We start from the raw sequence: 22,553 nt of genomic DNA on the forward strand, positions 1-22,553 counted from the left end.
GGCGCATGCGGGTTCTGGCAGCGATGAGCGGTGGGGTCGATTCGGCCGTGGCGGCGGCGCGGGCCGTCGACGCGGGGCACGACGTCGTCGGCGTGCATCTGGCGCTGTCGCGGGCGGGCGGGACCCTGCGCACGGGGAGCCGCGGCTGCTGCACGGTCGAGGACGCGCTGGACGCGCGCCGGGTCGCCGACCGCCTGGGGATCCCCTTCTATGTCTGGGACTTCTCGGAGCGCTTCCGCGACGACGTGATCGAGGACTTCGTCAGCGAGTATCGGGCGGGACGCACCCCGAACCCCTGCATGCGGTGCAACGAGAAGATCAAGTTCGCTGCCCTCCTCGAGCGCGCGCTCGAGCTCGGCTTCGACGCCGTCTGCACGGGGCACTACGCCACGCTCGTCGACGGGGCCGGCGGCCGCGAGCTGCACCGGTCGAGCGAGGAGGCGAAGGACCAGTCCTACGTGCTCGGCGTGCTCGACGCCGATCAGCTCGCGCACACCTACTTCCCCCTCGGGGACACTCCCTCGAAGTCGCTCGTGCGCGCCGAGGCCGAGCGCCGGGGCTTCAGCGTGGCGACCAAGCCCGACAGCTACGACATCTGCTTCATCCCGGACGGCGACACGCGCGGCTACCTCGCCGAGAAGGTGGGCGCCGCGCGCGGCGACATCGTCGATCGCGCCGGGGAGGTCGTCGGATCCCACGACGGCGCGCACGCGTTCACGGTGGGCCAGCGCAAGGGCCTCAAGATCGGTCGCCCGGCGCCCGACGGCAAGCCGCGCTTCGTGCTCGAAGTGCGACCCGTGGACAACACAGTCGTCGTCGGTCCGCGCGAGGCGCTGGCGGTGGCGGAGATCTCCGGCCGGCGCTTCTCGTGGGCCGGAGCGGCCCCCGAGCGCCCCGAGGAGGACCTGCGGTGCGAGGTGCAGGTGCGCGCCCACGCGGATCCCGTGCCCGCCGTCATGCGCGTCGCGGACGGCGCGCTCGTCATCGTTCCGGACGAGCCGATCTCCGGGGTCGCGACGGGGCAGACGGCCGTCGTCTACCTCGGCACGCGCGTGCTCGGGCAGTGCACGATCGACGCGACCGTCTCGGCCGCGCCTGTCGGGGGTCGAACCTAGAATCGGACGGGTGACCACCACGCGCCCCGCCTCCGACCTCCCGCTCGACGACGCGCGCGCCGAGGCGGCCGACCTCACCCGCCGCATCGAGGCGGCGCGCGACGCGTACTATGGCGCCGACGCGCAGCCCGTCGACGACGCGACCTACGACGGATGGATGCGCCGCCTCGAGGAGATCGAGGACGCGCACCCGGTGCTCTCAGCGCAGGACTCGCCGACGCAGACGATTGGCGCGGCCGAGGCCACCGGGCTCGACACGATCGAGCACGCCGAACGCATGCTCAGCCTCGACAACGTGTTCGCGCCCGAGGAGCTGGCCGACTGGTGTCATAAGACCTCCGAGGCGGCCGCGCGACCCGTGCGGTGGCTGACGGAGCTGAAGATCGACGGCCTCGCCATCAGCCTGCGCTACGAGCGGGGAGTGCTGACCTCGGCGGCCACGCGCGGGGACGGGCGAGTCGGCGAGATCGTGACGGAGAACGCGGCGCGCGTCGCGGGGATCCCCACGCGGCTGGGCGGCGCGGGGCACCCCGACCTCGTCGAGGTGCGCGGCGAGGTGTTCATCCCGGTCGAGGAGTTCCACGCCCTCAACGCGCTCCAGGCCGACCTGCGCGCCCGCGCAGTCGGCGAGGCGAGGGCGCGCCACGCGGGCCGCGCGGGGGCCCGAGCCGCGTTCGACGAGGCCCGCGCGGAGGCGTCCGCGGCGCGTCGCTTCCCGGCCTTCGCGAATCCCCGGAACGCGGCCAGCGGCGGCCTGCGCCAGCAGCTCGACAAGAAGGACGGCCTCGAGCGCGAGGCCGGCGAGGCGCGCCTCGCGTCGCTTCGCCTGTACGTGCACGGCATCGGGGCGTGGGCGGATCCGCCCGTCGCCGCGCAGAGCGAGGTCTATGAGGTGCTCGCGGGGTGGGGGCTGCCCACGAGCCCGCACCTGGCCGTGTGCGACACGACGGCGGACGTCCTCGACTTCGTCGCGCGATTCGGCGAGAACCGCCACGCGGTCGAACACGAGCTCGACGGCATCGTCGTGAAGGTCGACGAGCTCGCGCTCCACGAGGAGCTCGGCGCGACGAGCCGCGCGCCGCGCTGGGCGATCGCCTACAAGTACCCGCCGGAGGAGGTGCAGACCCGCCTCGTCGACATCCAGGTCGGTGTGGGGCGCACCGGGCGGGCCACGCCGTACGCCGTGATGGAGCCGAAGCTTGTGGCGGGAAGCGTCGTTTCGCGCGCCACGCTGCATAATCGCGAGGTCGTCGAGCACAAGGGCGTCCTGATCGGCGACGTCGTGATCCTCCGCAAGGCGGGCGACGTGATCCCGGAGATCCTGGGCCCCGTGATCGAGCGCCGCGACGGGTCCGAGCGCGCCTTCGTCATGCCGGAGCGCTGCCCCGAGTGCGGCACGAGGCTCCGCCCCATGAAGGAGGGCGACATCGACCTGCGCTGCCCGAACGGCGAGGACTGTCCCGCGCAGGTGCGCGGGCGCGTCGAACACGTCGGTTCGCGCGGGGGGCTCGACGTCGAGGCGCTGGGCGAGGTGACGGCCGCCGCGCTGACACAGCCGGCGCGCTCGACCGAGACGGGCGAGGAGCTCGACCCGCTCCTGCGCACGGAGGCGGGGCTGTTCGATCTCACGCTTGAGCAGCTCGTGCCCATCGAGGTCGTCGTGCGCGACCCCGAGACCGGCGAGGAGCGGGTGGACGAGTCCACCGGCGAGCCGGTGCGGCGTGCGCCGTTCCAGAAGGTCACGCGCGTGTACCCGCCGGGCTGGGAGGACGCCACCGCGCAGGCGCGGCGGGCGGCGGGGATCCGCAAGGACCACCCGCAGGCCTCGCCGTCTGCGCAGGCGATCACGCTGCTCGACGAACTCGAGAAGGCGAAGACGAAGGACCTGTGGCGGCAGCTCGTCGCGCTGAACATCCGGCACGTGGGGCCGGTGGCGGCGCGCGAGCTCGCGGCGTGGTTCGGATCCCTCGACGCGATCCGCCGCGCCACGGCCGAGGAGATCGCCGCCGTCGAGGGGGTGGGCGAGACGATCGCCGCCTCCGTGCTCGACTGGTTCGAGGTGCCGTGGCACCGGGAGATCGTCGACCGCTGGACGCGCGCCGGCGTGCGGTTCGCGACGCCGGGGCACCCGGGCCCCGGCGCGGCGCAGGCGGCCGGCGGCGTGCTCGAGGGGCTGACGATCGTCGCGACGGGGACGCTCGAGGGGTACACCCGGGAGGGCGCCAAGGAGGCGATCATCGGCGCCGGTGGCAAGGCGGCGTCGAGCGTGAGCAAGAAGACCGACTTCGTGGCCGCGGGGCCGGGCGCTGGATCCAAGCTGGCCAAGGCCGAGGAGCTGGGTGTCCGCGTGCTGGACGCCGAAGGCTTCCGGATCCTCGTCACAGAGGGACCCGGCGGGCTCCCGGATCCGGGGGAGTGATCGACGGGCGCCCCTTGCGCGGCGCGGCGAGTCGCCGATACCGTGACGCCCACCCGGCGCGCACACAGGAACTTCTTACATAACATCAACCTCGCGCGAACGCCAGTTGGCGCGAGGCGACCAGGGCTGGTTAGGGTGTGCGCTGCTCAAAGGAGCGGAGGACTACTCAGATGTCAGATCACACATATTTCATCATCGCCCTTGTCATTTATTTCACCGCCATGATCGGTATCGGCGTTTACGCGACGCTGAAGACCAAGTCCCATGAGGACTACATGCTCGGCGGCCGCAGCCTGCCGCCGGCGGTCGCCGCGCTCAGCGCCGGTGCGTCCGACATGTCGGGCTGGCTCGTCATGGGCCTGCCGGGCGCGCTGTACGCGACGGGCCTCATCGAGGCCTGGATCGCCATTGGCCTCACGATCGGCGCCTACCTGAACTGGAAGTTCGTCGCGCCGCGCCTGCGCGCCTACACGGAGGTCGCGAAGAACTCGATCACCGTGCCGAGCTTCTTCGAGAACCGCCTGCACGACAAGAGCCACGTGCTCCGCGTCGTGGCGGGCGTCGTCATCCTCGTCTTCTTCACGCTGTATGTCTCGAGCGGCATGGTCGCCGGCGGGAAGTACTTCGAGAGCTCGTTCGACGGGGACTACACGACGGGCATGCTGCTCGTGGCCGGGGTGACGCTCGCGTACACCTTCTTCGGCGGCTTCCTCGGCGCGACCTACACCGACTTCGTCCAGGGCATCATGATCTTCGCCGCCCTGCTCATCGTCCCCGTGCTCGCCATCGTCTCGATCGGCGACCTCGCGGCGGTCGGCGAGGGCATCGAGGCGGCGGGAGCCGACAACCTCGACTGGTTCGGCGGCGGTATGTCGGCCGCGACCTTCCTTGGCATCGTCTCGTCGCTCGCCTGGGGCCTCGGGTACTTCGGCCAGCCGCACATCATCGTGCGCTTCATGGCGCTGCGCTCCACGCGCGACGTGAAGGTCGCCCGCCGCATCGGCATGGGCTGGATGATCCTCTCGCTCCTCGGCGGCGTCGCCACCGGCCTGATCGGCATCGCGTGGTTCAGCATCAACGGCATTGAGCTCGCCGACCCCGAGACGGTCGTGCTCGTGCTCGCGCAGAACCTCATGCACCCCCTCGTGGCGGGCCTCGTGCTCTCCGCGGTGCTCGCCGCGATCATGTCGACCATCTCGAGCCAGCTCATTGTGTCGTCGTCCGCGCTCATCGAGGACATCGCGCGCCTCGTGTTCAAGAAGACGGTCAGCGAGAAGCTGCTCGTCTGGCTGGGCCGCATCGCCGTGCTCGTGATCGCCGTGATCGCCATCGCGATCGCGTTCGACTCCGAGGCGACGGTGCTGGAGCTCGTCGGGTTCGCGTGGGCCGGGTTCGGCGCCGCGTTCGGTCCGATCGTCCTGCTGTCGCTGTTCTGGCGGCGCCTCACGGCCGCCGGCGCGATCGTCGGCATGATCTCCGGCGCCGTCGTGGCCTGGGTGTGGGGCCAGTACCTCTCCGGCGGGTTCTTCGACCTGTACGAGATCGTGCCGGGCTTCGTCGTGAACCTCGTCCTCGCCGTTGTCGTGAGCCTCGCGACGTACAAGGCGGACACCCCGGACGACCAGGAGATCCAGCGGGAGTTCACCGACACCGGTTCGATCATCATCGCGGATCTGGAGAAGCCCGCCGCGTCGTAACGAACCGCCTTGCCCGAACGCCCCGCCGGTCTCGGCGGGGCGTTCGCGTTTCCTAAAGGCGTCCTCATATACGCGTCACAGCGGTCTCATGGGGCCGCACCAGAGTGAGTCCTATCCACAGGGGAGGGCTCATGACGATCATGACGAGCGACGCACGGGACACGGGTGCCGGGGTGGGAGAGCGCGCGCCCCGCGTGGCGCTGTACTCGCATGACGCGATGGGGCTGGGACACATTCGCCGCAACCTCGCGCTCGCCCGGGCGCTGGCGGCAGGCGGCGCCCGGCCCGACATCCTGCTCCTGACGAGCGCGCCCGAGGCGGCCTGTCACGAGCTCCCCGACCGGACGGATGTCGTTGCCCTGCCCGGCGTCGCGAAGAACGCGCGGGGATCCTACGGGCCACGCCGCCTTTCGCTCGCCGGCGAGCACCTTGCGCGGATCCGCGCCGACATCTTGCGCGCCGCGCTCGAGGGTTTCGCCCCCGACGTTCTCATCGTGGACAAGCACGCGCGTGGACTCGGCGGCGAGCTCGAGGGCGCGCTCGATGTCCTCGCCCGCCGCGGCACGCGCATCGTCCTCGGCCTGCGCGACGTGCTGGACGCCGCACCCGCCGCGCGACGCGACTGGCGCGCGGACGGCACGGCGGGCGCGCTCGAGCGGTGGTACACCGACGTGTGGGTCTATGGCGACCGCTCCGTGCACGACCCGCTGAAGGGCCTCGAGGTCCCGCCCGCCCTTCGCACGCGCGTCGCGTACACGGGCTACCTGGCCCGCGGCCGGGTCATGCCGCGCCCAGGGGCCCGCGAGCGCCTCGTCGTCGGCATGGTGGGCGGCGGATCCGACGGGCAGGCCCTCGCGCATGCGTTCGCGCGGGCCGAGCTCCCCGCCGGTCACCGCGGCGTCCTCGTCACGGGGCCGCAGATGCCCGCCCGCGACCGCGAGGACCTCGCGCGGCTCGCCGCTCGTCGCGCGGACCTCGAGGTGCGGACCTTCGTGCCGGACGGATCCGATCTCATCGCGCGCGCGTCGGCCGTGGTCGGCATGGGCGGCTACAACACGGTGTGCGAGGCGCTCGCGGCGGGCACGCCGATTCTCGTCGTGCCGCGCGTGCGGCCGCGGCGCGAGCAGCTCGTACGCGCCGTCGCCATGCGCCGTCGCGGCCTCGTCGACACGCTCCATCCGGACGACCTGAGCCCCGCGGCGATCGGGCGGTGGCTTGCCGCGCCCGGCGACCCCACCGCGCGAACCGGCAACCTCGACGGGCTCGCCACCGTCGCGGACCTCTTCGGCGCGCTCGTGGCCGCGCCCCGTCGTGAAAGGACCGTCGCATGACCGCCCCTGCCCCGCATATCGGGTATGTGCTCAAGATGTATCCGCGATTCTCCGAAACGTTCGTGGTGACCGAGATCCTTGCGCGCGAGGAGGCGGGCGAGCGTCTGCGGATCTACTCGATGCGCCCGCCGGCGGACCCGCACTTCCACGCGGCCCTCGCCCGTGTCGCGGCCCCCGTCGTGCCGCTGCCGGTGCCGCGGTCGGCGGCGTCGCAGTGGGCCGCCCTCGCCCGAGCCCGGGACCTGCCGGGGTTCCGCGACGCTGTCGGCGAGCTCGCGGGCGCCTCGGCGGACGACGCGGCGCAGGCCATCGATCTCGCCCTGCGGGCGCGAGCGGACGGGGTGACCCACCTCCACGCGCATTTCGCGAGCATGGCGACGACGATCGCGCGCCTCGCCTCCCTCCTGGCGGGGATTCCCTATTCCTTCACGGCGCACGCCAAGGACCTGTTCCACGACAGCGTCGACGACGCCGACGTGGCCCGCAAGGTCGCGGGCGCCCACCACGTCGTGACGGTCTCCGACTACAACCGTCGCCACCTCGAGCGGGTCGCCGGACCCGGCCACACCGTGCACCGGGTCTACAACGGCGTCGATGTCCGGGAGTTTTGTCCCACGGATGCCGCGCGCGAGGTCGATGTCGTGGCGGTCGGGCGCCTCGTCGAGAAGAAGGGATTCGAGGTGCTGATCGACGCGATCGCCCACCTGCGCGCCGCCGGCCGCGAGACGACCTGCCGGATCATCGGGCGCGGCGAGCGTGAGGAGCAGCTGGCGGCGCGCATCGCGGATCGCGGCGTCGGCGACCTCGTGCGGCTCGTGGGCGCGGCGACGCAGGACGGCGTGCGCGACGAGGTGGCGCGCGCCCGCGTCTTCGCCGCGCCATGCGTGGTGGGCGCCGACGGCAACGCGGACGGCCTGCCCACCGTCCTGCTCGAGGCGATGGCGCTCGGAACGCCGTGCGTCTCAACTCCCGTGACGGGCATCCCCGAGGCGGTCGTGGACGGGGAGACGGGCGTCCTCGTGGAGCCGGGGAACGTGTCCGCGCTCGCCTGCGCGCTCGCGGGCCTCCTGGACGATCCCGCGGGGGCCGGGCGGATGGCGGACCGCGCCAGGGCACGGGTCGAGGCGGAGTTCTCGAGCGAGCGCCAGGCCGCGGCGCTCCGCGCGCTCGTGGCGAGCGGAGAGGCCGCCTGATGCGCATCGCCTATATCTGCCAGGATCCGGGGATCCCGATCTTCGGGCGCAAGGGTGCCTCCGTGCACGTCCAGGCCGTGCTCGCGGTGCTCGCCAGCCACGGTCACGAGATCGACGTGTTCTGCCGCCGCACCGGCGGCGACACGCCGGCCGCGCTGGCGCCCGCCGTGGCCGCCGGCGCGGTGCGGCTGCGCGTGTCTGGCCCCGTCCGGGACGCGGATCCGGCGCGCCGGGAGGACAGGCTCCTCGCTGCCGACGCCGGGATCGCGGGCGAGGTCCTCGCCGCGCACGGCCGGCGCCCGTACGACGCGATCTACGAGCGGTACAGCCTCTTCAGCACGGCGGGGGCCGTGGCGGGTCGGGCGGCGGGGGTTCCCGTCATCGTCGAGGCCAACGCGCCGCTACCGCTCGAGCAGGCGGCCCATCGCGTGCTCGTGCGTCGCGCGGACGCGGACCGGGTGGCCGCCACGACGCTCGGGGGCGCCACCGCCGTGGTGTGCGTGTCGCGCCCGGTCGCCGACTGGGCGACGGGCTACACGCCCGGCGATCGCATCGTCGTCGAGCCGAACGGCGTGGACCCCGCGCGATTCGACCTCGCCGCGCCCGCGACACCGGCCGGGGGCTTCACCGTGGGGTTCGTCGGGACGCTCAAGCCGTGGCACGGGACGGCGACGCTCCTGGACGCGCTCGTCGACGTGCGCCGCGCGGGCCTGCCCGCCCGCGCCCTGATCATCGGGGATGGCCCCGGGCGCGCGGACCTCGTCGCCCATGCGGCCGCGCGCGGGCTGACGGACGCCGTCCGGTTCGCCGGGGCCGTCGCGCCGGAGGAGGTGGCGGGGCTCCTCGCCACCTGCCACGTCGGCGCCGCGCCGTATCCGCCCGGCGACGCGTACTTCTCGCCCCTCAAGGTGGTCGAGTACCTCGCCGCGGGGCTGCCGGTGGTCGCCTCCCGTACGGGCCAGATTCCCGAGCTGGTGGCGGACGGGGAGACGGGGATCCTCGTGGAACCCGGCGATCCGCGCGCGCTCGCGGACGCGCTCCTCGCCCTCGCCGCGCACCCGCGCCGCGCCGCGCGGATGGGGCGCGAGGGCCGGCGCCGGGTGCTCGCCGAGCGCACCTGGGCGGCGGTCGTCGATCGCTCGTTCCGGGCCGCGGGTCTCGCGCTCGAGGAGGTGCCCGCGTGAGCGCCGGTCGGCGCCGGTCGCTCCGCGCGCTGTGGCGGTTCCTCGCGCCCGACGTGCGCCCGCAGCGGGCGCTCATCGCCGGCGGATTCGTCGCCATGTTCGCCGAGGTCGCGTTTCGGATCCTCGAGCCCTGGCCCCTCAAGGTGGTGATCGACGCCGTCGTCGCGCCCGGCGCCGCGGCGAGCCCCGGCATCGCGAGCCTGCTCCTCGCCTGCGCGTGCGCCGTGCTGCTCGCGGCGGGGATGAGGGCGCTGTCCTCGTATCTCATGACCGTGTGCTTTGCGCTCGCCGGGACCCGCGCGATGAACGCCGTGCGGGGCCGGGTCTACGCCCACGCGCTGCGACTCTCCCTGCGGTTCCACGCGGGTACGCGGTCGGGCGACGTCCTCAACCGCCTCGTGGGCGACGTCGGCAAGCTCCGCGACGTCGCCGTCACGGCCGCGATGCCCCTGATCGGCAACTGCGTCACCCTCGTCGCGATGCTGACGGTCATGCTCGTTCTCGACTGGCGGCTCGGGCTCGTCATCCTCGCGTGCGTCCCCGTCTTCCTCCTGGCCTCGCACGTGGCCACGCGCCGCATCACGCGCGCCTCCCGCGTGCAGCGCGCGCGGGAGGGCGACCTCGCCGGCACGGCGGGCGAGACGTTCGGCGCGATGAAGGTCGTCCAGGCCTACGCGCTCGAGCGCGGCCTGACGCGCCGATTCGAGAGCTCCAACGATCGCGAGCTGACCGAGGGCGTGCGCGCCACGCGCCTCGCGGCAGGCCTCGAGCGGTCGACCGACGTGCTCGTCGGCATCGCGACGGCGGCCGTGCTGCTGGTGGGAGGAACGAGCGTCCTCGACGGCCACCTCACCCCGGGCGAGCTCGTCGTGTTCGTCCAATACCTGAAGGGGGCGTTCAAGCCGATGCGCGATCTCGCCAAGTACGTCGGGCGCATCGCGAAGGCCCGCGCCTCCGGAGAGCGGATCCTGGACCTCGCCGACCAGGCGCCCGACATCGCCGACCGCCCGGGCGCGACCGCGCTGCCCCGGCCGATCGGGCACGTGCGCTTTCGGGGCGTGTCCGCCTCGTACGACGACGCCTCCCTTGCCCTCGACGGCGTCGACCTCGCCGTCGGCGCGGGCGAGCGGGTCGCGCTCGTGGGCTCGTCGGGCTCGGGGAAGTCCACGCTCGCCGCGCTTCTCCTGCGGCTCCAGGACCCGACCCGGGGATCCGTCGAGATCGACGGGGTCGACATCCGCGACGCGACCGTCGAATCCGTACGCAGCGCGACGGCGATCGTGTTGCAGGAATCGGTGCTCTTCCGGGGGTCGATCCGGGAGAACATCCGGATGGGGCGCCCCGACGCGACCGACGAGCACGTGGCGTGGGCGGCCGACGTCGCCTGCGTGAGCGAGTTCGCCGAGAGGCTCCCGGGCGGGCTCGACGCGCTCGTGGGGGAGCGCGGCGACACGCTCTCGGGCGGCCAGCGCCAGCGCATCGCGATCGCCCGCGCCATTCTGCGGGACGCGCGCATCATCGTGCTGGACGAGGCGACGGCGGGCCTGGATCCGGCCAGCGCGCGCGAGGTGCGCACGGCGCTCCGACGGCTCACCGAGGGGAAGACGACCTTCGTCATCACGCATGACGAAAACGAGGCCGCGGACTGCGACCGCACGGTCGTGCTTGAGCGCGGACGGATCGTCTCGGAGGCCCCGCATGTCTGAGGACGCCGCCGACCTCGCGCGCCGCGACCGCGCGATCCCGGCGCTCGCCGACGCGCTCGATGCGGCGGGACTCGCGGCGCGCGCGGGGGCGGCGAGCGCCGAGGTGACCTATCGCCGGTACAAGCCCGGCGTCTCACTGGACGTCGGCCTCGTCCTGGTCGCCGCGGACGGTGTGCGAACGCCCGCGCGCGCCGTGGCCTATGGCGCGGAGTCTGCGCCCAAGCTGCGGCGCGACGCGCGGCGCGGCGCCCTCGCGGTCGATACCGCTCGCGGGTTCGGGATTCTGCCGGACGAGGCCGATCGCGACCTGCCCGGGATCGCCGTCGCGCGCCGCGCGCACCCCGCCGTGCGCGTGCTCGTCTACAAGCCCGGCCGTCGCTGGGTCGGCCGCTGTGACGCGTGCGCCGTCATCGTCAAGGTCCATCGCCCCGCCGCGTCGCGGGCGGCATCCGCCGGGCATGCGCTTCTCGCGGACCTCACCGCCACGGCGGCCGAGGGGCACACCGACCTCGACCGGGGGATCCTGGAGACCGACCTCCTCCCCGGGCGAGCCCCGGGATCCGGCGACGCGGACGCGCTCAGGGCCGCGGGGCGCGCGCTGGCACGGATCCACACGCGCGGCGCCGAGGCGCCGGCGGCGGCCGGGGTCGCGTGGCGCCGAGCGCGCCGCGCGGCCCTGGACGGCGCGCTCGCGCAGCTGCGGGCGGTGGCCCCGGCGGCGGGGGAGTCCGCCCGAGCGGTCGCGCGCCAGCTCGCGGAGGAGATCGCCCGGCCGCGCGCGATCGCACCGATCCACGGTGACTTCTCGCGGGATCAGCTCCTCGTCTCGGGCGGCGACGTCGCGATCGTGGACCTCGATCGAGCAGGTTTCGGCGATCCCCTGTGGGACCTCGCCTCGGCCGCGGCCGACAGTCTCGAGGGCGGCGGCGACGGGCTACCTGCCCTCGCGGACGGCTACCGGGCCGCGGGCGGGAAGGTGGACCCCGCGGCCTTCCGGGCGTTGACCGCGGCGGCGCTCCTGCAACGCGCAGCCGAGCCCTTCCGGCGCGGCGCCGACGACTGGCGGGACCGCGCGGTCGACACGGTCGCGCTCGCCGCGCGGCTCGTCGCGCCCGTGCCGCGGGATCCGGCGCTGCCGGGCCTCGCCGTCGTGCTGGAGCGGCCCGGCGCGGTGCTCGTCGCCCATCGGGAGGGCAAGCGCGCCGTCGTGCGGCTCCCCGGTCGCGATCCCGCGTTCGTGAAGGTCGTCCGTCCGAAGCGCCACGCCGCGGCGCTCGACCGCGCGCGGCGCGTCGAGGGCCTCCGGGTCGCGCGCGCCCCGCGGATCATCGGTGCCGACGCGGGCCGGGGCACGATCGAGATGACCGCGGTCGGGGAGCGCACGCTCTTCGAGGCGGGCGCGGATCCGTCGGTCCCGATCGGCGACCTCGCACGCTGGTGGAGCGGCGCGGGACGCGCGGTCGGGGAGCTCCTCGGGATCCGCGGCGACGGACTCGACCGGCACGGCCCGCGCGAGGAGCTCGCCGCGCTCGATCGCGCCTGGGCGCACGCCCGCGGCGCGGAAGGCGCGGACCGCGCCGCGGGGCTCCGCGCGCGCGTGGCGGCGGAGCTCCTCGGCGCGCCCGGCCCGGAGGACGCCGTGCTCCACAGGGACCTCCACGACAAGCAGCTGCTGGTTCCCCGCGAGGGTGAAAGGGTCGGGCTGATCGACGTCGACACGCTCGCGCGGGGCGAGGCGGCGCTCGACGTCGCGAACCTCGCCGTGCACATCGAGCTCCGGCGCGCCCAGGGCCACCTGACTCCCGAGCGCGCCGACGCCGCCCGCGCCGCGTTCCTCCGGGAGGTGCACGTCGCGCCCCGTCGGTTCGCGGCTTACGCGCGCGCGACGGCGCTGCGGCTCGCCGCCGTGTACGCGGTGCGGGAGTCCGAGGGCCATGCGGCCCGAGCGATGCTCGCGCTCGCCGCGGGCGACGATCCGTCCCGCATGCCTAGGATGGGGGCGTGACGATCGCGTTCGACCCGCCGCGCCCCTGGACCGCCTCTTATGCCCCGGGCGTGCCGGAGGATCTCGACCCCGTCTCGGGGTCGCTCCTCGACCTCGTGCGCGGATCCGCGGCCGAGTTCCCCGACGCCCCGGCCCTGCAGTTTTTCGGGCGCGAGACGACCTACCGCGCGCTCGCGGACGCGATCGAGCGCGCCGCCGCCGGCCTACGGGACCTCGGCGTGCGCGCCGGCGACCGCGTGGCGCTCATCCTCCCGAACTGCCCGCAGCACATCGTCGCGTTCTACGCCGTGCTCCGCCTCGGCGCGATCGTCGTCGAGCACAACCCGCTGTACACGGCCCGCGAGCTGCGCAAGCAGTTCGAGGACCACGGCGCCACGCACGCGATCGTGTGGAGCAAGGTGGCCCGCACGGTGCAGGACTTTCCCGCCGACCTCGCGGTCACCGCGCTCGTCTCGGTCGACGTCACGCTCGGCATGCCCGGATACATGCGCGCCGCCCTCAGGATCCCGATTCCGAAGCTGCGGGCGCTGCGCGACCAGCTCACCGAGCCCGTGCGTGGCGCGGTGTCGTGGGAGGACGTCGTGGCCGCGGCGCCGCTGGATCCGTCCGTTCCCGGGCCGGGCACGGACGACGTCGCGATCATCCAGTACACGAGCGGGACGACCGGGGATCCGAAGGGCGCGGCCCTCACCCACGGCAACCTGCTGGCGAACGCGGCGCAGGCGCGCGCCTGGATCCCGGAGGTACATCGCGGCGAGGGCACGGTCGTCTACGCCGTGCTGCCGATGTTCCACGCCTACGGGCTCACGCTCTGCCTGACCTTCGCGATGTCGCAGGCGGCCCGCCTCGTGCTGTTCCCGCGGTTCGACCCCGACATGGTCCTTCGCGTGACGAAGAAGCACCCGGCGACCGTCCTGCCGGCCGTTCCGCCGATCGCCGACCGGCTGCTGCGCCGCGCTGAGGAGAAGGGCGTCTCGCTCGAGGGCACGCGCATCGGCGTCTCGGGCGCCATGGCGCTCGACGCCGACGCGCTCGTCGGCCCGTGGGAGCAGGAGACGAAGGGGTACCTCGTCGAGGGGTACGGGCTGTCGGAGTGCTCGCCCGTGCTCATCGTCAACCCCGTCGCCCCGAACCGCAAGGCGGGATCCATCGGCCTTCCGCTGCCCGGGACCGAGGCCCGCGTCGTCGATCCCGAGACGGGGGTCGACGTGCCGCAGGGGACGGCGGGGGAGCTCCTCGTGCGGGGGCCGCAGGTGTTCTCGGGGTACTACGGCCGACCGGAGGAGACGGAGGCCGTATTCCTCGACGGCTGGTTCCGCACGGGCGACATCGTTGAGATGGACGCGGACGGCTTCTTCCGGATCGTGGACCGCATCAAGGAGCTGATCATCACGGGCGGCTTCAACGTCGCCCCGACGGAGGTCGAGATCGCGCTGCGCCAGCACCCCGCGATCGCCGACGCCGCCGTCGTCGGGCTCCCGGGCCCGCGCGGCGAGGAGGTCGTCGCGGCGGTCGTGGTCGAGGGCGGCGCGGACATCGACCCGGAGGAGGTGCGCGAGTTCGTCAAGCGCGTGCTTACGCCCTACAAGGCGCCGCGCCGCGTCGTCGTCGTCGACGAGCTCCCGACCTCGATGATCGGCAAGGTGCTGCGGCGTCAGGTGCGCGAGCGCCTCATCGCCGAGGGCGCCTGACGTCGTCGCGGGCGCCCGAGAACGGCGCGAGCGCGTCGCGGATCCGCGCCAGGTCGTCCGCGTTCAGCCCCGTGCGCGCCATGATCTGGCTCGGCACGTCGAGCGCGCGCTCGCGGAGGGCCCGTCCCGCGTCCGTCAGGACGATGTCGAGCCGGCGCTCGTCCCCGGCGCGGCGGGCGCGCCCCACGAGGCCCTGCGTCTCGAGGCGCTTGACGAGCGGCGAGGCGGTCGCCGGCTCGAGAGCGATCTCCTCGGCGAGCTCGCCGAGGGACCGGGGCTCGCGCTCCCACAGCGCGAGCATCACGAGGTACTGCGGGTGCGTCAACCCGAGTGGCTCGAGGACGGGGCGATAGAGCGCGACGACGTTGCGGGCCGCCGTCACGAGCGCGAAGCAGAGCTGATTGTCGAGGCGAAGCAGGTCGTCGCGGGGATCCGTCACGCTCCGATCCTAGACGCTCTAATACTTAGTACACTAAGTGTTATGACGGAGAAGCAGAGCTGGCGAGAGCGCGTGCGCGCGTCCGGAGGGCTGTACCACTGGCTGAACGCGCGCCTCATTCGCTACGCCGGGCCCGCCCAGATCGGCCCCTACGGGCCCAGCGCGCCGCCGCCGTGCGAGCGGTGCGGCGCGGCGAAGGACGCGCACGTGCCGGCCGACGGCGGGGCCCTGCGCTGCCCCGAACCCGCCTCCCCGTAGACTGGAGGCGTGTCTGAAATCACTCCCGATCTCGTGCGTCATCTCGGCGTGCTCGCCCGGATCCAGCTGTCCGACCAGGAGGTGACCAGCCTCACCGGCGAACTCGACGCCATCGTGTCGAACATCGCGAAGGTGAGCGAGGTCGCCACCGCGGACGTGGCCGCGACGAGCCACCCGATCCCCCTGGTCAACGTCTTCCGCGAGGACGAGCCGGGCGACATGCTCACCCTCGAGCAGGCGCTGCTCAACGCGCCGGACTCCGACGGGTCGCGGTTCCGCGTCACGGCGATCCTGGGGGAGGAGCAGTGATGGCGGCCGATCTCGTGCGCCTGACCGGCGCCGACCTGGCGGAGAAGCTGCGCTCCGGCGAGGTCTCGAGCGCCGAGGCCACTCAGGCGCACCTCGACCGTATCGCCGCGGTCGACGGCGACGTGCACGCGTTCCTCCACGTCTCCGATCACGCTCTCGACGTCGCGCGCGACATCGACCAGCGCCGCGCGGCGGGCGAGGAGCTCCCGGAGCTCGCGGGCGTGCCGCTCGCGGTCAAGGATGTCCTCGTGACGACCGACATGCCGTCGACCTCCGGGTCGCGGATCCTCGAGGGGTACATGTCGCCCTACGACGCGACGGTCGTGAAGCGCTCGCGCGAGGCGGGTCTCGTGCCGCTCGGCAAGACGAACATGGACGAGTTCGCCATGGGGTCCTCGACGGAGCACTCGGCGTACGGGCCGACCCGCAACCCCTGGGACCTCGACCGGATCCCCGGCGGCTCCGGCGGCGGGTCCGCCGCCGCGGTCGCGGCCTTCGAGGCCCCGCTCGCGCTCGGCTCCGACACGGGCGGATCCATCCGTCAGCCCGCGCACGTCACGGGCACGGTCGGCGTCAAGCCCACCTACGGCGCGGTCAGCCGCTACGGGGCGATCGCGCTGGCGTCGAGCCTCGACCAGATCGGCCCGGTCACGCGCACCGTGCTCGACGCGGGTCTCCTGCACGACGTGATCGGCGGGCACGACCCGCACGACGCGACCTCACTCACCGACGCCTGGCCGTCGTTCGCCGCCGCCGCGCGTGCGGGCGCCGCGGGCGAGGGCATCCGCGGGCTGCGCGTGGGCGTCGTCCGCGACCTGCCCGACGCCGCGTTCCAGCCGGGCGTCGCCGAGGCGTTCCGCGCCTCGCTCGCCCTGCTCGAGGCGCAGGGAGCGGAGATCGTTGAGGTCCAGGCCCCGCACTTCGAGTACGCGGTGGCCGCGTACTACCTCATCCTTCCCGCCGAGGCCTCGAGCAACCTCGCGAAGTTCGACTCCGTGCGCTTCGGCCTCCGCGTCGACGGCGCGGGCGGCACGGTCGAGGACGTCATGTCGGCCACGCGCGATGCGGGCTTCGGCCCCGAGGTGAAGCGACGCATCATCCTCGGCACCTACGCGCTGTCGGCGGGGTACTACGACGCGTACTACGGCAGCGCGCAGAAGGTCCGCACGCTCATCCAGCGCGACTTCGACGAGGCCTTCGCGGCGGTCGACGTCATCGCGACGCCGACTGCGCCGACGACGGCGTTCCGCCTGGGCGAGAAGATTGACGACCCGCTCGCGATGTACGCCAACGACCTCACGACGATCCCCGCGAACCTCGCCGGGATCCCCGGCATCTCGATCCCGGCGGGCCTCGCGTCCGACGACAACCTGCCGACGGGGATCCAGTTCCTCGCGCCGGCGCGGCAGGACGCGCGGCTCTACCAGGTCGGCGGCGCCCTCGAGGCGATGCTCGTGGACAGCTGGGGCGGACCGCTCCTCGACAAGGCACCCGCGCTCGGGGGAGAGGCACGCTGATGGCGACGCTCATGGACTTCGACAAGGCGCTCGAGATGTTCGAGCCCGTCATCGGGCTCGAGGTGCACATCGAGCTCAACACCCGCACGAAGATGTTCTCGGCGGCGGGAAACCCCGCGAACAATGAGTTTCACGGCGCCGAGCCGAACACGCTCGTCGCGCCGGTCGACCTCGGCCTGCCCGGCGCGATGCCGGTCGTCAACCGCGAGGCCGTGCTGAGCTCCATCAGCCTCGGCCTCGCGCTCGGCTGCTCGATCGCGCCGTCGAGCCGATTCGCGCGTAAGAACTACTTCTACCCGGACCTCGGGAAGAACTACCAGATCAGCCAGTACGACGAGCCGATCGCGTTCGAGGGCTCGGTCGAGGTCGAGCTCGAGGGCGGCGACCTCGTCACGATCCCGATCGAGCGCGCCCACATGGAGGAGGACGCGGGCAAGCTGACGCACGTCGGCGGATCCACCGGCCGGATCCAGGGCGCCTCCTCGTCGCTCGTGGACTACAACCGCGCGGGCGTTCCGCTCGTGGAGATCGTCACGAAGCCGATCTTCGGCGCCGAGCACCGGGCGCCGGAGCTCGCGAAGGCGTACCTCGGCACCATCCGCGACATCGCCCGTGCGCTCGGCATCAGCGAGGCGCGGATGGAGCGCGGCAACGTCCGGTGCGACGCGAACGTCTCGCTCCGCCCACGCGGCGCCGAGAAGCTCGGGACGCGCACCGAGACGAAGAACGTCAACTCGATGCGCTCCGTCGAGCGCGCTGTCCGGTACGAGATCCGGCGCCAGGCCGCGATCCTCGCCGCGGGCGGCGCGATCACGCAGGAGACCCGCCACTGGCACGAGGACACGGGCGAGACGTCGCCCGGCCGCCCCAAGAGCGACGCTGACGACTACCGCTACTTCCCGGAGCCGGACCTCCTGCCCGTCGCCCCAAGCGCCGAGCTGATCGAGGAGCTCCGCGGGAAGCTGCCCGAGGCGCCCGTCGCGCGCCGCCGGCGCCTGAAGGCCGAGTGGGGCTTCACCGACCTCGAGTTCCAGGACGTCGCCAACGGCGCCCTGGTCGACGCGGTCGAGCAAACGGTCGCGGCCGGCGCGAGCCCCGCGTCCGCGCGCAAGTGGTGGACGGGCGAGATCACGCGGATCGCGAACGCCGAGGGCCGCGAGGCCGAGACGCTCGTCAGCCCCGCGCACGTGGCCGAGCTGCAGGGCCTCATCGACGCCGGAACGCTGACGGACAAGCTCGCCCGCCAGGTGCTCGAGGGCGTCGTCGCGGGCGAGGGCGCGCCGCAGGCGGTCGTCGACGCGCGCGGCCTGGCCGTCGTGAGCGACGACGGCGCCCTCATCGCGGCGATCGACGAGGCTCTCGCGGCGCAGCCCGACGTCCTCGAGAAGATCCGCGGCGGCAAGGTGCAGGCGGCGGGCGCGATCATCGGCGCCGTGATGAAGGCCATGAAGGGCCAGGCCGACGCCGCGCGCGTGCGCGAGCTCGTCATCGAGCGCGCCGGCGCGTAGCCTCCGGGCGCGCGGGGCCGTCGCCGGCGCCGGCGGCGGCCCCTCGTGCGCGGCGTGCGGGGAGAATGGATCCATGGGACGGCAGGACGGATCGCGGCGCCTCGTCTCCGCGGACGGCGCGGACGACGAGGGCGCGCACATCCTCCACGTCGACATGGACGCGTTCTACGTCGCGGTCGAGACGCTGGCGGATCCGTCCCTCGCCGGCCGTCCCGTCATCATCGGGCGCAGGGAGGGGCGCTCCGTCGTCTCCAGCGCGTCGTACGAGGCGCGCCGGTACGGCGTGCGCTCCGCCATGCCGGTGGCGCAGGCGCTCCGGCGCTGCCCCCGCGCGGTCGTCGTGGAGCCGCACTTCGATCGCTACCGCGCCGTGTCCGCGCGCGTGATGGACCTGTTCCGCTCCATCACGCCGCTCGTCGAGCCCCTCTCGATCGACGAGGCGTTCCTCGACGTCTCCGGCGCGCGGCGGCTGTGGGGCGGCCCGGGCGAGATCGCCGCGCTGATCCGCCGCCGGGTCCGGGGCGAGATCGGGATCACCTGCAGCGTCGGCGCGGCGTCGACCAAGCACGTCGCGAAGATGGCCTCCACGGTGGCCAAACCGGACGGGATGCTCGTGGTCCCGGCGCGCGAGACGGTCGCCTTCCTCGACCCGCGGCCGGCCGGATCCATGTGGGGCGTCGGCCCGAAGGCCGCCGAGGCCCTGGCCTCGCGGGGGATTCACACGATCCGCGACCTGCGGGAGACGCCGCCGGCGGCCCTGGAGCGGATCCTCGGACCCGCGCAGGCGAGCAGGCTCGTCGACCTCGCGCGCGGCCGGGACCCGCGCGCGATCGAGACCGAGCGCGTCGAGAAGAGCGTCTCGCACGAGGAGACGTTCGACGAGGACGTGTGGGATCCGGAGCGGCTGCGCGCCGAGATCCTGCGGCTCGCCGACCGGGTCGCGGGGCGCCTGCGCGCGGGCGGCGTGGAGGCATCCGGCGTGTCCATCAAGGTGCGGTTCGCCGATTTCCGGACGATCACGCGCTCTCGCGCCCTCGCGGATCCGACCGACGTGGGCCAGCGGATCGGCCAGGTCGCCCGCGAGCTCTTCGCGCAGGCGGGCGTGTCCGCCCCCGTGCGCCTGATCGGCGTGCGCGCGGACCGCCTCGTGGCGGCCGGCTCCCAGGCGGTGGCGCTGTGGGACGACGACGGCGACTGGCGGCAGGTCGACACGGCGCTCGACCGCGCGGCCGAGCGGTTCGGGCGTGGGTCGATCACGCGCGCCGCCTTCCTCGCGCCGTCGAAGCGGCGCGCGGAGGGGGACCCCGGGGTACGGTAGTGCCATGCCCAACATCGCGATCGAACTCGGCAAGCTCAGCGGCTCCTTCGGCGTGAAGGCGTCCTACGGCGAGCAGCAGGACCTCGACGGCGTCACGGTGCTGCCGGTGGCGGCGACCTGGGCCGGCTACGGCGGCGGCTCGGACGACAACGGCCAGGGCGGCGGGGGCGGCGGCGGATTCTCGCTGCCGGTCGGCGCCTACATCCGGCGCGGCTCCGAGTTCCGGTTCGCGCCGAACCCGGTCACGCTCATCGCGGTCCTCACCCCGCTCGTGTGCGTGACCGGCCGCGCCCTCGGCTACGTCATCAAGCGGCTGAAGAAGTAGCGGTGACGCCGGCCGCCGCGGCGGACCGGCTCGCCGCCTTCCTCGCGCCCGGCCCGTTTCGCCTCGTCATCGACGGGCGCAGCGGCGCGGGTAAGACGACGCTTGCGCGGGCGGTGGCCACCGCGCGCGGCGCGCGCCTCGTCTCGCTGGACGAGTTCTACCCCGGCTGGGGCGGCCTCGCCCGCGCGACGCCCGTCGCCGCGCGCATCCTGACCGACCACGCCGCCGGGCGCGCGGCCACCTACCGCCGCTGGGACTGGGCGCGCGGCGAGTACGAGACGCGCGAGCGCCGGGTGGATCCTGGGGAGCCGCTCGTGGTCGAGGGCTGCGGATCCCTGAGCCCCGCGGCCGCGCGGGCGGCGACCTGCGCCGTGTGGCTCGACGCGGACGCCCACGCGCGGCGCGACCGGGCGCTCGCCCGCGACGGCGACGGCTTTCGGCCGTTCTGGGACATGTGGGCGGCGCAGGAGGACGCGCACATCCTCGATCACGCGCCGGAGAGCCTCGCGACCTTCGCGTGGTGCATGGCGTAGACCCCTACGCCGAGGTCTCGCCGTCCGCGGCCTGCACGAGTCCCTCGAGTCGGTAGCCCAGCCACTCGTAGAGCCCGTAGCGCGGGTCGTCCTCGTCGTGCGCCGCATCGCCGTCCGAGATCCCGAGGCGGCTCGCGAGCACGAGACGCAGCGCGGCCAGCGTGCGCAGCCAGGCGTCGAGACGATCGCCCGCGATCGAGACGTCCACGGGGGAGAGCGCGTCGTCCAAGCCCGCGTCGCCGATCCGCTCGAGGTCCTCGGCGACGACCCGCGCGTCGCCCGCCCGTCGCCCGAGCAGGTCCGTGCGCGTGACGTCGCGAAACTCCCGCGACGCCGCGTCGTCCTCGGGATAGGCATCCGGGGTCAGGCGGCCCAGCGCCGGGTCCTCGGGGCGACCGTCCGCGACGAGCGTCGCGAACTGGTCGATCAGGTCGGCGAGGTGGCGCGCCTCGATCCGCGTGAGCGTGAGAATCGTGAGCCGGTCGGTCATCGCGTCGCCTTTCGGACGGTGGCCCAGAGGCCGTAATCGTGCATCGCCTGGGCGTGGAGCTCCATCTGCTCGCGCGCGCCCTCCGCGACGACCGCGTGGCCCTCGTGGTGGACCGCGAGCATGCGCTCGGTGGCCCGCTCGGTCGAGAACCCGAAGTACTCGCGGAACACGCGCACGACGTAGCTCATGAGGTTGACGGGGTCGTCCCAGACGACGGTCTCCCACGGCGGGGACGCCGTGGCCGTGGTTTCGCGCGCCGCGCGCGCCTCGTCCGCCGGGAGCAGCGTCGGTGACGTCATCTCACGCCCATCCCAGCTCGTGGAGCCGTGCGTCGTCAATGCCGTAGAAGTGGGCGATCTCGTGGACGAGCGTCGTGTGCACCTCGTCGCGGAGCTCGCGGAGCGTCGCGCACTGGGCGAGGTGGGGCTCGCGGTACACGATGATGCGGTCGGGCAGTTCGCCCATACCGTACCGGTCCCGCTCGGTGAGCGCGAGGCCGTCGTACAGGCCCAGGAGATCGAGGGATCCGTCCTCCGGCCTGTCCTCGACGACGAAGATGACGTTGTCGAGGTCGTCGACCATATCGTCGGGAAGCGCGTCGAGCTCGGAGACCACGAGGGCCTCGAACTCGTCCGGCCCGAGCGTCGGCCGCTCGTCGGAGCGTTCAGGGGTGTCTGGGCAGGATCCCGAACTCATATCGGGTGGCTGACGGGGCTTGAACCCGCGACCCCCGCGACCACAACGCGGTGCTCTACCAACTGAGCTACAGCCACCATGTCTCCCCGCTACCTGCGGGGCAACTTCTCTAGTCTGTCACAGGTTTGGGGCGAACTCGTTCACGACATTCTCAGCAATTGCCTTGGCGTCGTCCGAGGACGGCCCCGGCTCCGCGACGAAGGCCGCGCGCCGGTAGTACCGCAGCTCCCGGATTGACTCGAGGATGTCGGCGAGGGCGCGGTGCCCGCCCGCCTTCTCGGGCGCCTGGAAGTACACGCGGGGCATCCAGCGCCGCGCGAGCTCCTTGATGCTCGAGACGTCGACGTTGCGGTAGTGCAGGTATCCGTCGAGCTCCGGCATGTAGCGCGCGAGGAACATCCGGTCGGTGCCGATCGTGTTGCCGGCGAGGGGAGCCTTGCGCTCCTGCGGCACGAAGCGGCTCACGTACTCGAGCACGGCGCGCTCGGCGTCGCCGACGGGGATACCGCCGGGGATCTCGCGGTCGAGGCCGCTCGTCGCGTGCATGTTCGCCACGAAGTCGTTCATCTGCGCGAGCGCGGCGTCCGACGGCCGGATGACGAGCTGCAGGCCGGGGTCGAGGATCTTCAGGTCGAAATCCGTCACGACGACGGCGATCTCGACGAGCTCGTCCACGGCCGGGTCGAGGCCGGTCATTTCGCAGTCGATCCACACCAGTCGGTCGTTCTCGGAGGCGCTCACCATGCCGCCAGCCTAGCCGCGCCCCCTGACACCCGGCCCCGCGGCGTGCGCGGATCCGCCGGGGCTCGATAAGCTGGG

Annotated in this window: 20 protein-coding genes, 1 tRNA gene and 1 pseudogene; 16 read left to right on the top strand and 6 right to left on the bottom strand. The window is 73.4% G+C overall.

The annotated features are described in order from the left end of the window. The first annotated feature begins 5 nt into the window (after positions 1-5). From mnmA to G8E01_RS06925, 9 genes are all read left to right on the top strand, one after another. Entirely contained in the window at positions 6-1,115 is a 1,110-nt protein-coding gene (mnmA, locus tag G8E01_RS06885; RefSeq protein ID WP_166317683.1) for a tRNA 2-thiouridine(34) synthase MnmA, read from the top strand. A gap of 157 nt (positions 1,116-1,272) precedes the next feature. Continuing rightward, positions 1,273-3,534 (top strand): NAD-dependent DNA ligase LigA, encoded by a 2,262-nt coding sequence (gene ligA, locus G8E01_RS06890; protein WP_420826120.1) that lies wholly within the window; start codon positions 1,273-1,275, stop codon positions 3,532-3,534. Between the two features lie 170 nt (positions 3,535-3,704). After that, a complete protein-coding gene (putP, locus tag G8E01_RS06895) occupies positions 3,705-5,231 on the top strand; it encodes a sodium/proline symporter PutP (protein WP_166317689.1) in 1,527 nt (508 codons plus the stop codon). 131 nt (positions 5,232-5,362) lie between these two features. Continuing rightward, a complete protein-coding gene (locus tag G8E01_RS06900) occupies positions 5,363-6,562 on the top strand; it encodes a glycosyltransferase family protein (RefSeq protein WP_166317692.1) in 1,200 nt (399 codons plus the stop codon). Then, positions 6,559-7,755 carry a glycosyltransferase gene (locus G8E01_RS06905; protein ID WP_166317695.1) on the top strand — a complete coding sequence of 399 codons (1,197 nt, stop codon included), beginning with the start codon at positions 6,559-6,561 and terminating at the stop codon, positions 7,753-7,755. The genes G8E01_RS06900 and G8E01_RS06905 overlap by 4 nt, the downstream gene beginning before the upstream one ends. After that, the gene (locus G8E01_RS06910) at positions 7,755-8,939 is read left to right on the top strand and encodes a glycosyltransferase family 4 protein (RefSeq protein ID WP_166317698.1); all 1,185 of its coding nucleotides are present in this window, start codon (positions 7,755-7,757) and stop codon (positions 8,937-8,939) included. Before G8E01_RS06905 ends, G8E01_RS06910 begins: the two co-directional genes overlap by 1 nt. Next, positions 8,936-10,645: an ABC transporter transmembrane domain-containing protein gene (locus G8E01_RS06915; RefSeq protein ID WP_166317701.1), complete on the top strand. Its 1,710-nt coding sequence runs from the start codon at positions 8,936-8,938 to the stop codon at positions 10,643-10,645. Before G8E01_RS06910 ends, G8E01_RS06915 begins: the two co-directional genes overlap by 4 nt. After that, a complete protein-coding gene (locus tag G8E01_RS06920) occupies positions 10,638-12,650 on the top strand; it encodes a phosphotransferase (protein ID WP_166317704.1) in 2,013 nt (670 codons plus the stop codon). The genes G8E01_RS06915 and G8E01_RS06920 overlap by 8 nt, the downstream gene beginning before the upstream one ends. Continuing rightward, on the top strand, positions 12,647-14,341 hold the full coding sequence (locus G8E01_RS06925; protein WP_166317707.1) for a long-chain-fatty-acid--CoA ligase: 1,695 nt from the start codon (positions 12,647-12,649) through the stop codon (positions 14,339-14,341). Before G8E01_RS06920 ends, G8E01_RS06925 begins: the two co-directional genes overlap by 4 nt. Here G8E01_RS06925 and G8E01_RS06930 read toward each other — a convergent pair. Next, the gene (locus tag G8E01_RS06930; protein WP_166317710.1) at positions 14,322-14,780 is read right to left on the bottom strand and encodes a MarR family transcriptional regulator; all 459 of its coding nucleotides are present in this window, start codon (positions 14,778-14,780) and stop codon (positions 14,322-14,324) included. The genes G8E01_RS06925 and G8E01_RS06930 overlap by 20 nt on opposite strands. 42 nt (positions 14,781-14,822) lie before the next feature. Here G8E01_RS06930 and G8E01_RS06935 point away from each other — a divergent pair, with 42 nt between their 5' ends. From G8E01_RS06935 to G8E01_RS06965, 7 genes and pseudogenes are all read left to right on the top strand, one after another. Next, a complete protein-coding gene (locus tag G8E01_RS06935; RefSeq protein WP_166317713.1) occupies positions 14,823-15,038 on the top strand; it encodes a hypothetical protein in 216 nt (71 codons plus the stop codon). Between the two features lie 9 nt (positions 15,039-15,047). Beyond that, entirely contained in the window at positions 15,048-15,347 is a 300-nt protein-coding gene (gene gatC / locus G8E01_RS06940) for an Asp-tRNA(Asn)/Glu-tRNA(Gln) amidotransferase subunit GatC (RefSeq protein ID WP_166317716.1), read from the top strand. After that, positions 15,347-16,864, top strand: a complete 1,518-nt coding sequence (gatA, locus tag G8E01_RS06945) for an Asp-tRNA(Asn)/Glu-tRNA(Gln) amidotransferase subunit GatA (protein WP_166317719.1) — start codon at positions 15,347-15,349, stop codon at positions 16,862-16,864. The genes gatC and gatA overlap by 1 nt, the downstream gene beginning before the upstream one ends. After that, positions 16,864-18,372 (top strand): Asp-tRNA(Asn)/Glu-tRNA(Gln) amidotransferase subunit GatB, encoded by a 1,509-nt coding sequence (gatB, locus tag G8E01_RS06950; RefSeq protein ID WP_166317722.1) that lies wholly within the window; start codon positions 16,864-16,866, stop codon positions 18,370-18,372. Before gatA ends, gatB begins: the two co-directional genes overlap by 1 nt. A 43-nt stretch (positions 18,373-18,415) precedes the next feature. After that, positions 18,416-19,690 (top strand): annotated as a pseudogene (locus G8E01_RS06955) (DNA polymerase IV); the annotation flags it as partial. 4 nt (positions 19,691-19,694) lie between these two features. Next, on the top strand, positions 19,695-20,015 hold the full coding sequence (locus tag G8E01_RS06960) for a hypothetical protein (protein ID WP_155048365.1): 321 nt from the start codon (positions 19,695-19,697) through the stop codon (positions 20,013-20,015). Between the two features lie 2 nt (positions 20,016-20,017). Next, complete coding sequence (locus G8E01_RS06965) at positions 20,018-20,548, top strand: nucleoside/nucleotide kinase family protein (RefSeq protein ID WP_166317728.1); 531 nt, start codon at positions 20,018-20,020, stop codon at positions 20,546-20,548. Between the two features lie 4 nt (positions 20,549-20,552). On the opposite strand, the gene G8E01_RS06970 is transcribed toward G8E01_RS06965, so the two are convergent. From G8E01_RS06970 to orn, 5 genes are all read right to left on the bottom strand, one after another. Beyond that, positions 20,553-21,038 (bottom strand): DUF2017 family protein, encoded by a 486-nt coding sequence (locus G8E01_RS06970; protein WP_166317731.1) that lies wholly within the window; start codon positions 21,036-21,038, stop codon positions 20,553-20,555. Continuing rightward, positions 21,035-21,337 carry an ATP-dependent Clp protease adapter ClpS gene (clpS, locus tag G8E01_RS06975; RefSeq protein WP_166317734.1) on the bottom strand — a complete coding sequence of 101 codons (303 nt, stop codon included), beginning with the start codon at positions 21,335-21,337 and terminating at the stop codon, positions 21,035-21,037. Before clpS ends, G8E01_RS06970 begins: the two co-directional genes overlap by 4 nt. Before the next feature lies 1 nt (position 21,338). Then, positions 21,339-21,734 (bottom strand): metallopeptidase family protein, encoded by a 396-nt coding sequence (locus G8E01_RS06980; protein ID WP_166317737.1) that lies wholly within the window; start codon positions 21,732-21,734, stop codon positions 21,339-21,341. 4 nt (positions 21,735-21,738) lie between these two features. Continuing rightward, a tRNA-His gene (locus G8E01_RS06985) sits at positions 21,739-21,811 on the bottom strand. Positions 21,812-21,851: 40 nt separating this feature from the next. After that, the gene (gene orn, locus G8E01_RS06990; RefSeq protein ID WP_166317740.1) at positions 21,852-22,478 is read right to left on the bottom strand and encodes an oligoribonuclease; all 627 of its coding nucleotides are present in this window, start codon (positions 22,476-22,478) and stop codon (positions 21,852-21,854) included. Between the last annotated feature and the right edge of the window lie 75 nt (positions 22,479-22,553).

It is taken from the genome of Microbacterium excoecariae, from assembly GCF_011326725.1.
In the GTDB taxonomy this organism is placed as follows: domain Bacteria; phylum Actinomycetota; class Actinomycetes; order Actinomycetales; family Microbacteriaceae; genus Microbacterium; species Microbacterium excoecariae.

Excerpts from the sequence above, each read along its gene's own strand:
- G8E01_RS06905 (WP_166317695.1), top strand. The coding sequence starts at position 6,559 with ATGACCGCCCCTGCCCCGCATATCGGGTATGTGCTCAAGATGTATCCG.
- G8E01_RS06960 (WP_155048365.1), top strand. The coding sequence starts at position 19,695 with ATGCCCAACATCGCGATCGAACTCGGCAAGCTCAGCGGCTCCTTCGGC.
- G8E01_RS06935 (WP_166317713.1), top strand. The coding sequence starts at position 14,823 with ATGACGGAGAAGCAGAGCTGGCGAGAGCGCGTGCGCGCGTCCGGAGGG.
- ligA (WP_420826120.1), top strand. The coding sequence starts at position 1,273 with ATGCGCCGCCTCGAGGAGATCGAGGACGCGCACCCGGTGCTCTCAGCG.
- gatB (WP_166317722.1), top strand. The coding sequence starts at position 16,864 with ATGGCGACGCTCATGGACTTCGACAAGGCGCTCGAGATGTTCGAGCCC.
- G8E01_RS06910 (WP_166317698.1), top strand. The coding sequence starts at position 7,755 with ATGCGCATCGCCTATATCTGCCAGGATCCGGGGATCCCGATCTTCGGG.
- orn (WP_166317740.1), bottom strand. The coding sequence starts at position 22,478 with ATGGTGAGCGCCTCCGAGAACGACCGACTGGTGTGGATCGACTGCGAA.
- putP (WP_166317689.1), top strand. The coding sequence starts at position 3,705 with ATGTCAGATCACACATATTTCATCATCGCCCTTGTCATTTATTTCACC.
- gatA (WP_166317719.1), top strand. The coding sequence starts at position 15,347 with ATGGCGGCCGATCTCGTGCGCCTGACCGGCGCCGACCTGGCGGAGAAG.
- G8E01_RS06970 (WP_166317731.1), bottom strand. The coding sequence starts at position 21,038 with ATGACCGACCGGCTCACGATTCTCACGCTCACGCGGATCGAGGCGCGC.
- G8E01_RS06980 (WP_166317737.1), bottom strand. The coding sequence starts at position 21,734 with ATGAGTTCGGGATCCTGCCCAGACACCCCTGAACGCTCCGACGAGCGG.
- clpS (WP_166317734.1), bottom strand. The coding sequence starts at position 21,337 with ATGACGTCACCGACGCTGCTCCCGGCGGACGAGGCGCGCGCGGCGCGC.
- G8E01_RS06900 (WP_166317692.1), top strand. The coding sequence starts at position 5,363 with ATGACGATCATGACGAGCGACGCACGGGACACGGGTGCCGGGGTGGGA.
- mnmA (WP_166317683.1), top strand. The coding sequence starts at position 6 with ATGCGGGTTCTGGCAGCGATGAGCGGTGGGGTCGATTCGGCCGTGGCG.
- G8E01_RS06920 (WP_166317704.1), top strand. The coding sequence starts at position 10,638 with ATGTCTGAGGACGCCGCCGACCTCGCGCGCCGCGACCGCGCGATCCCG.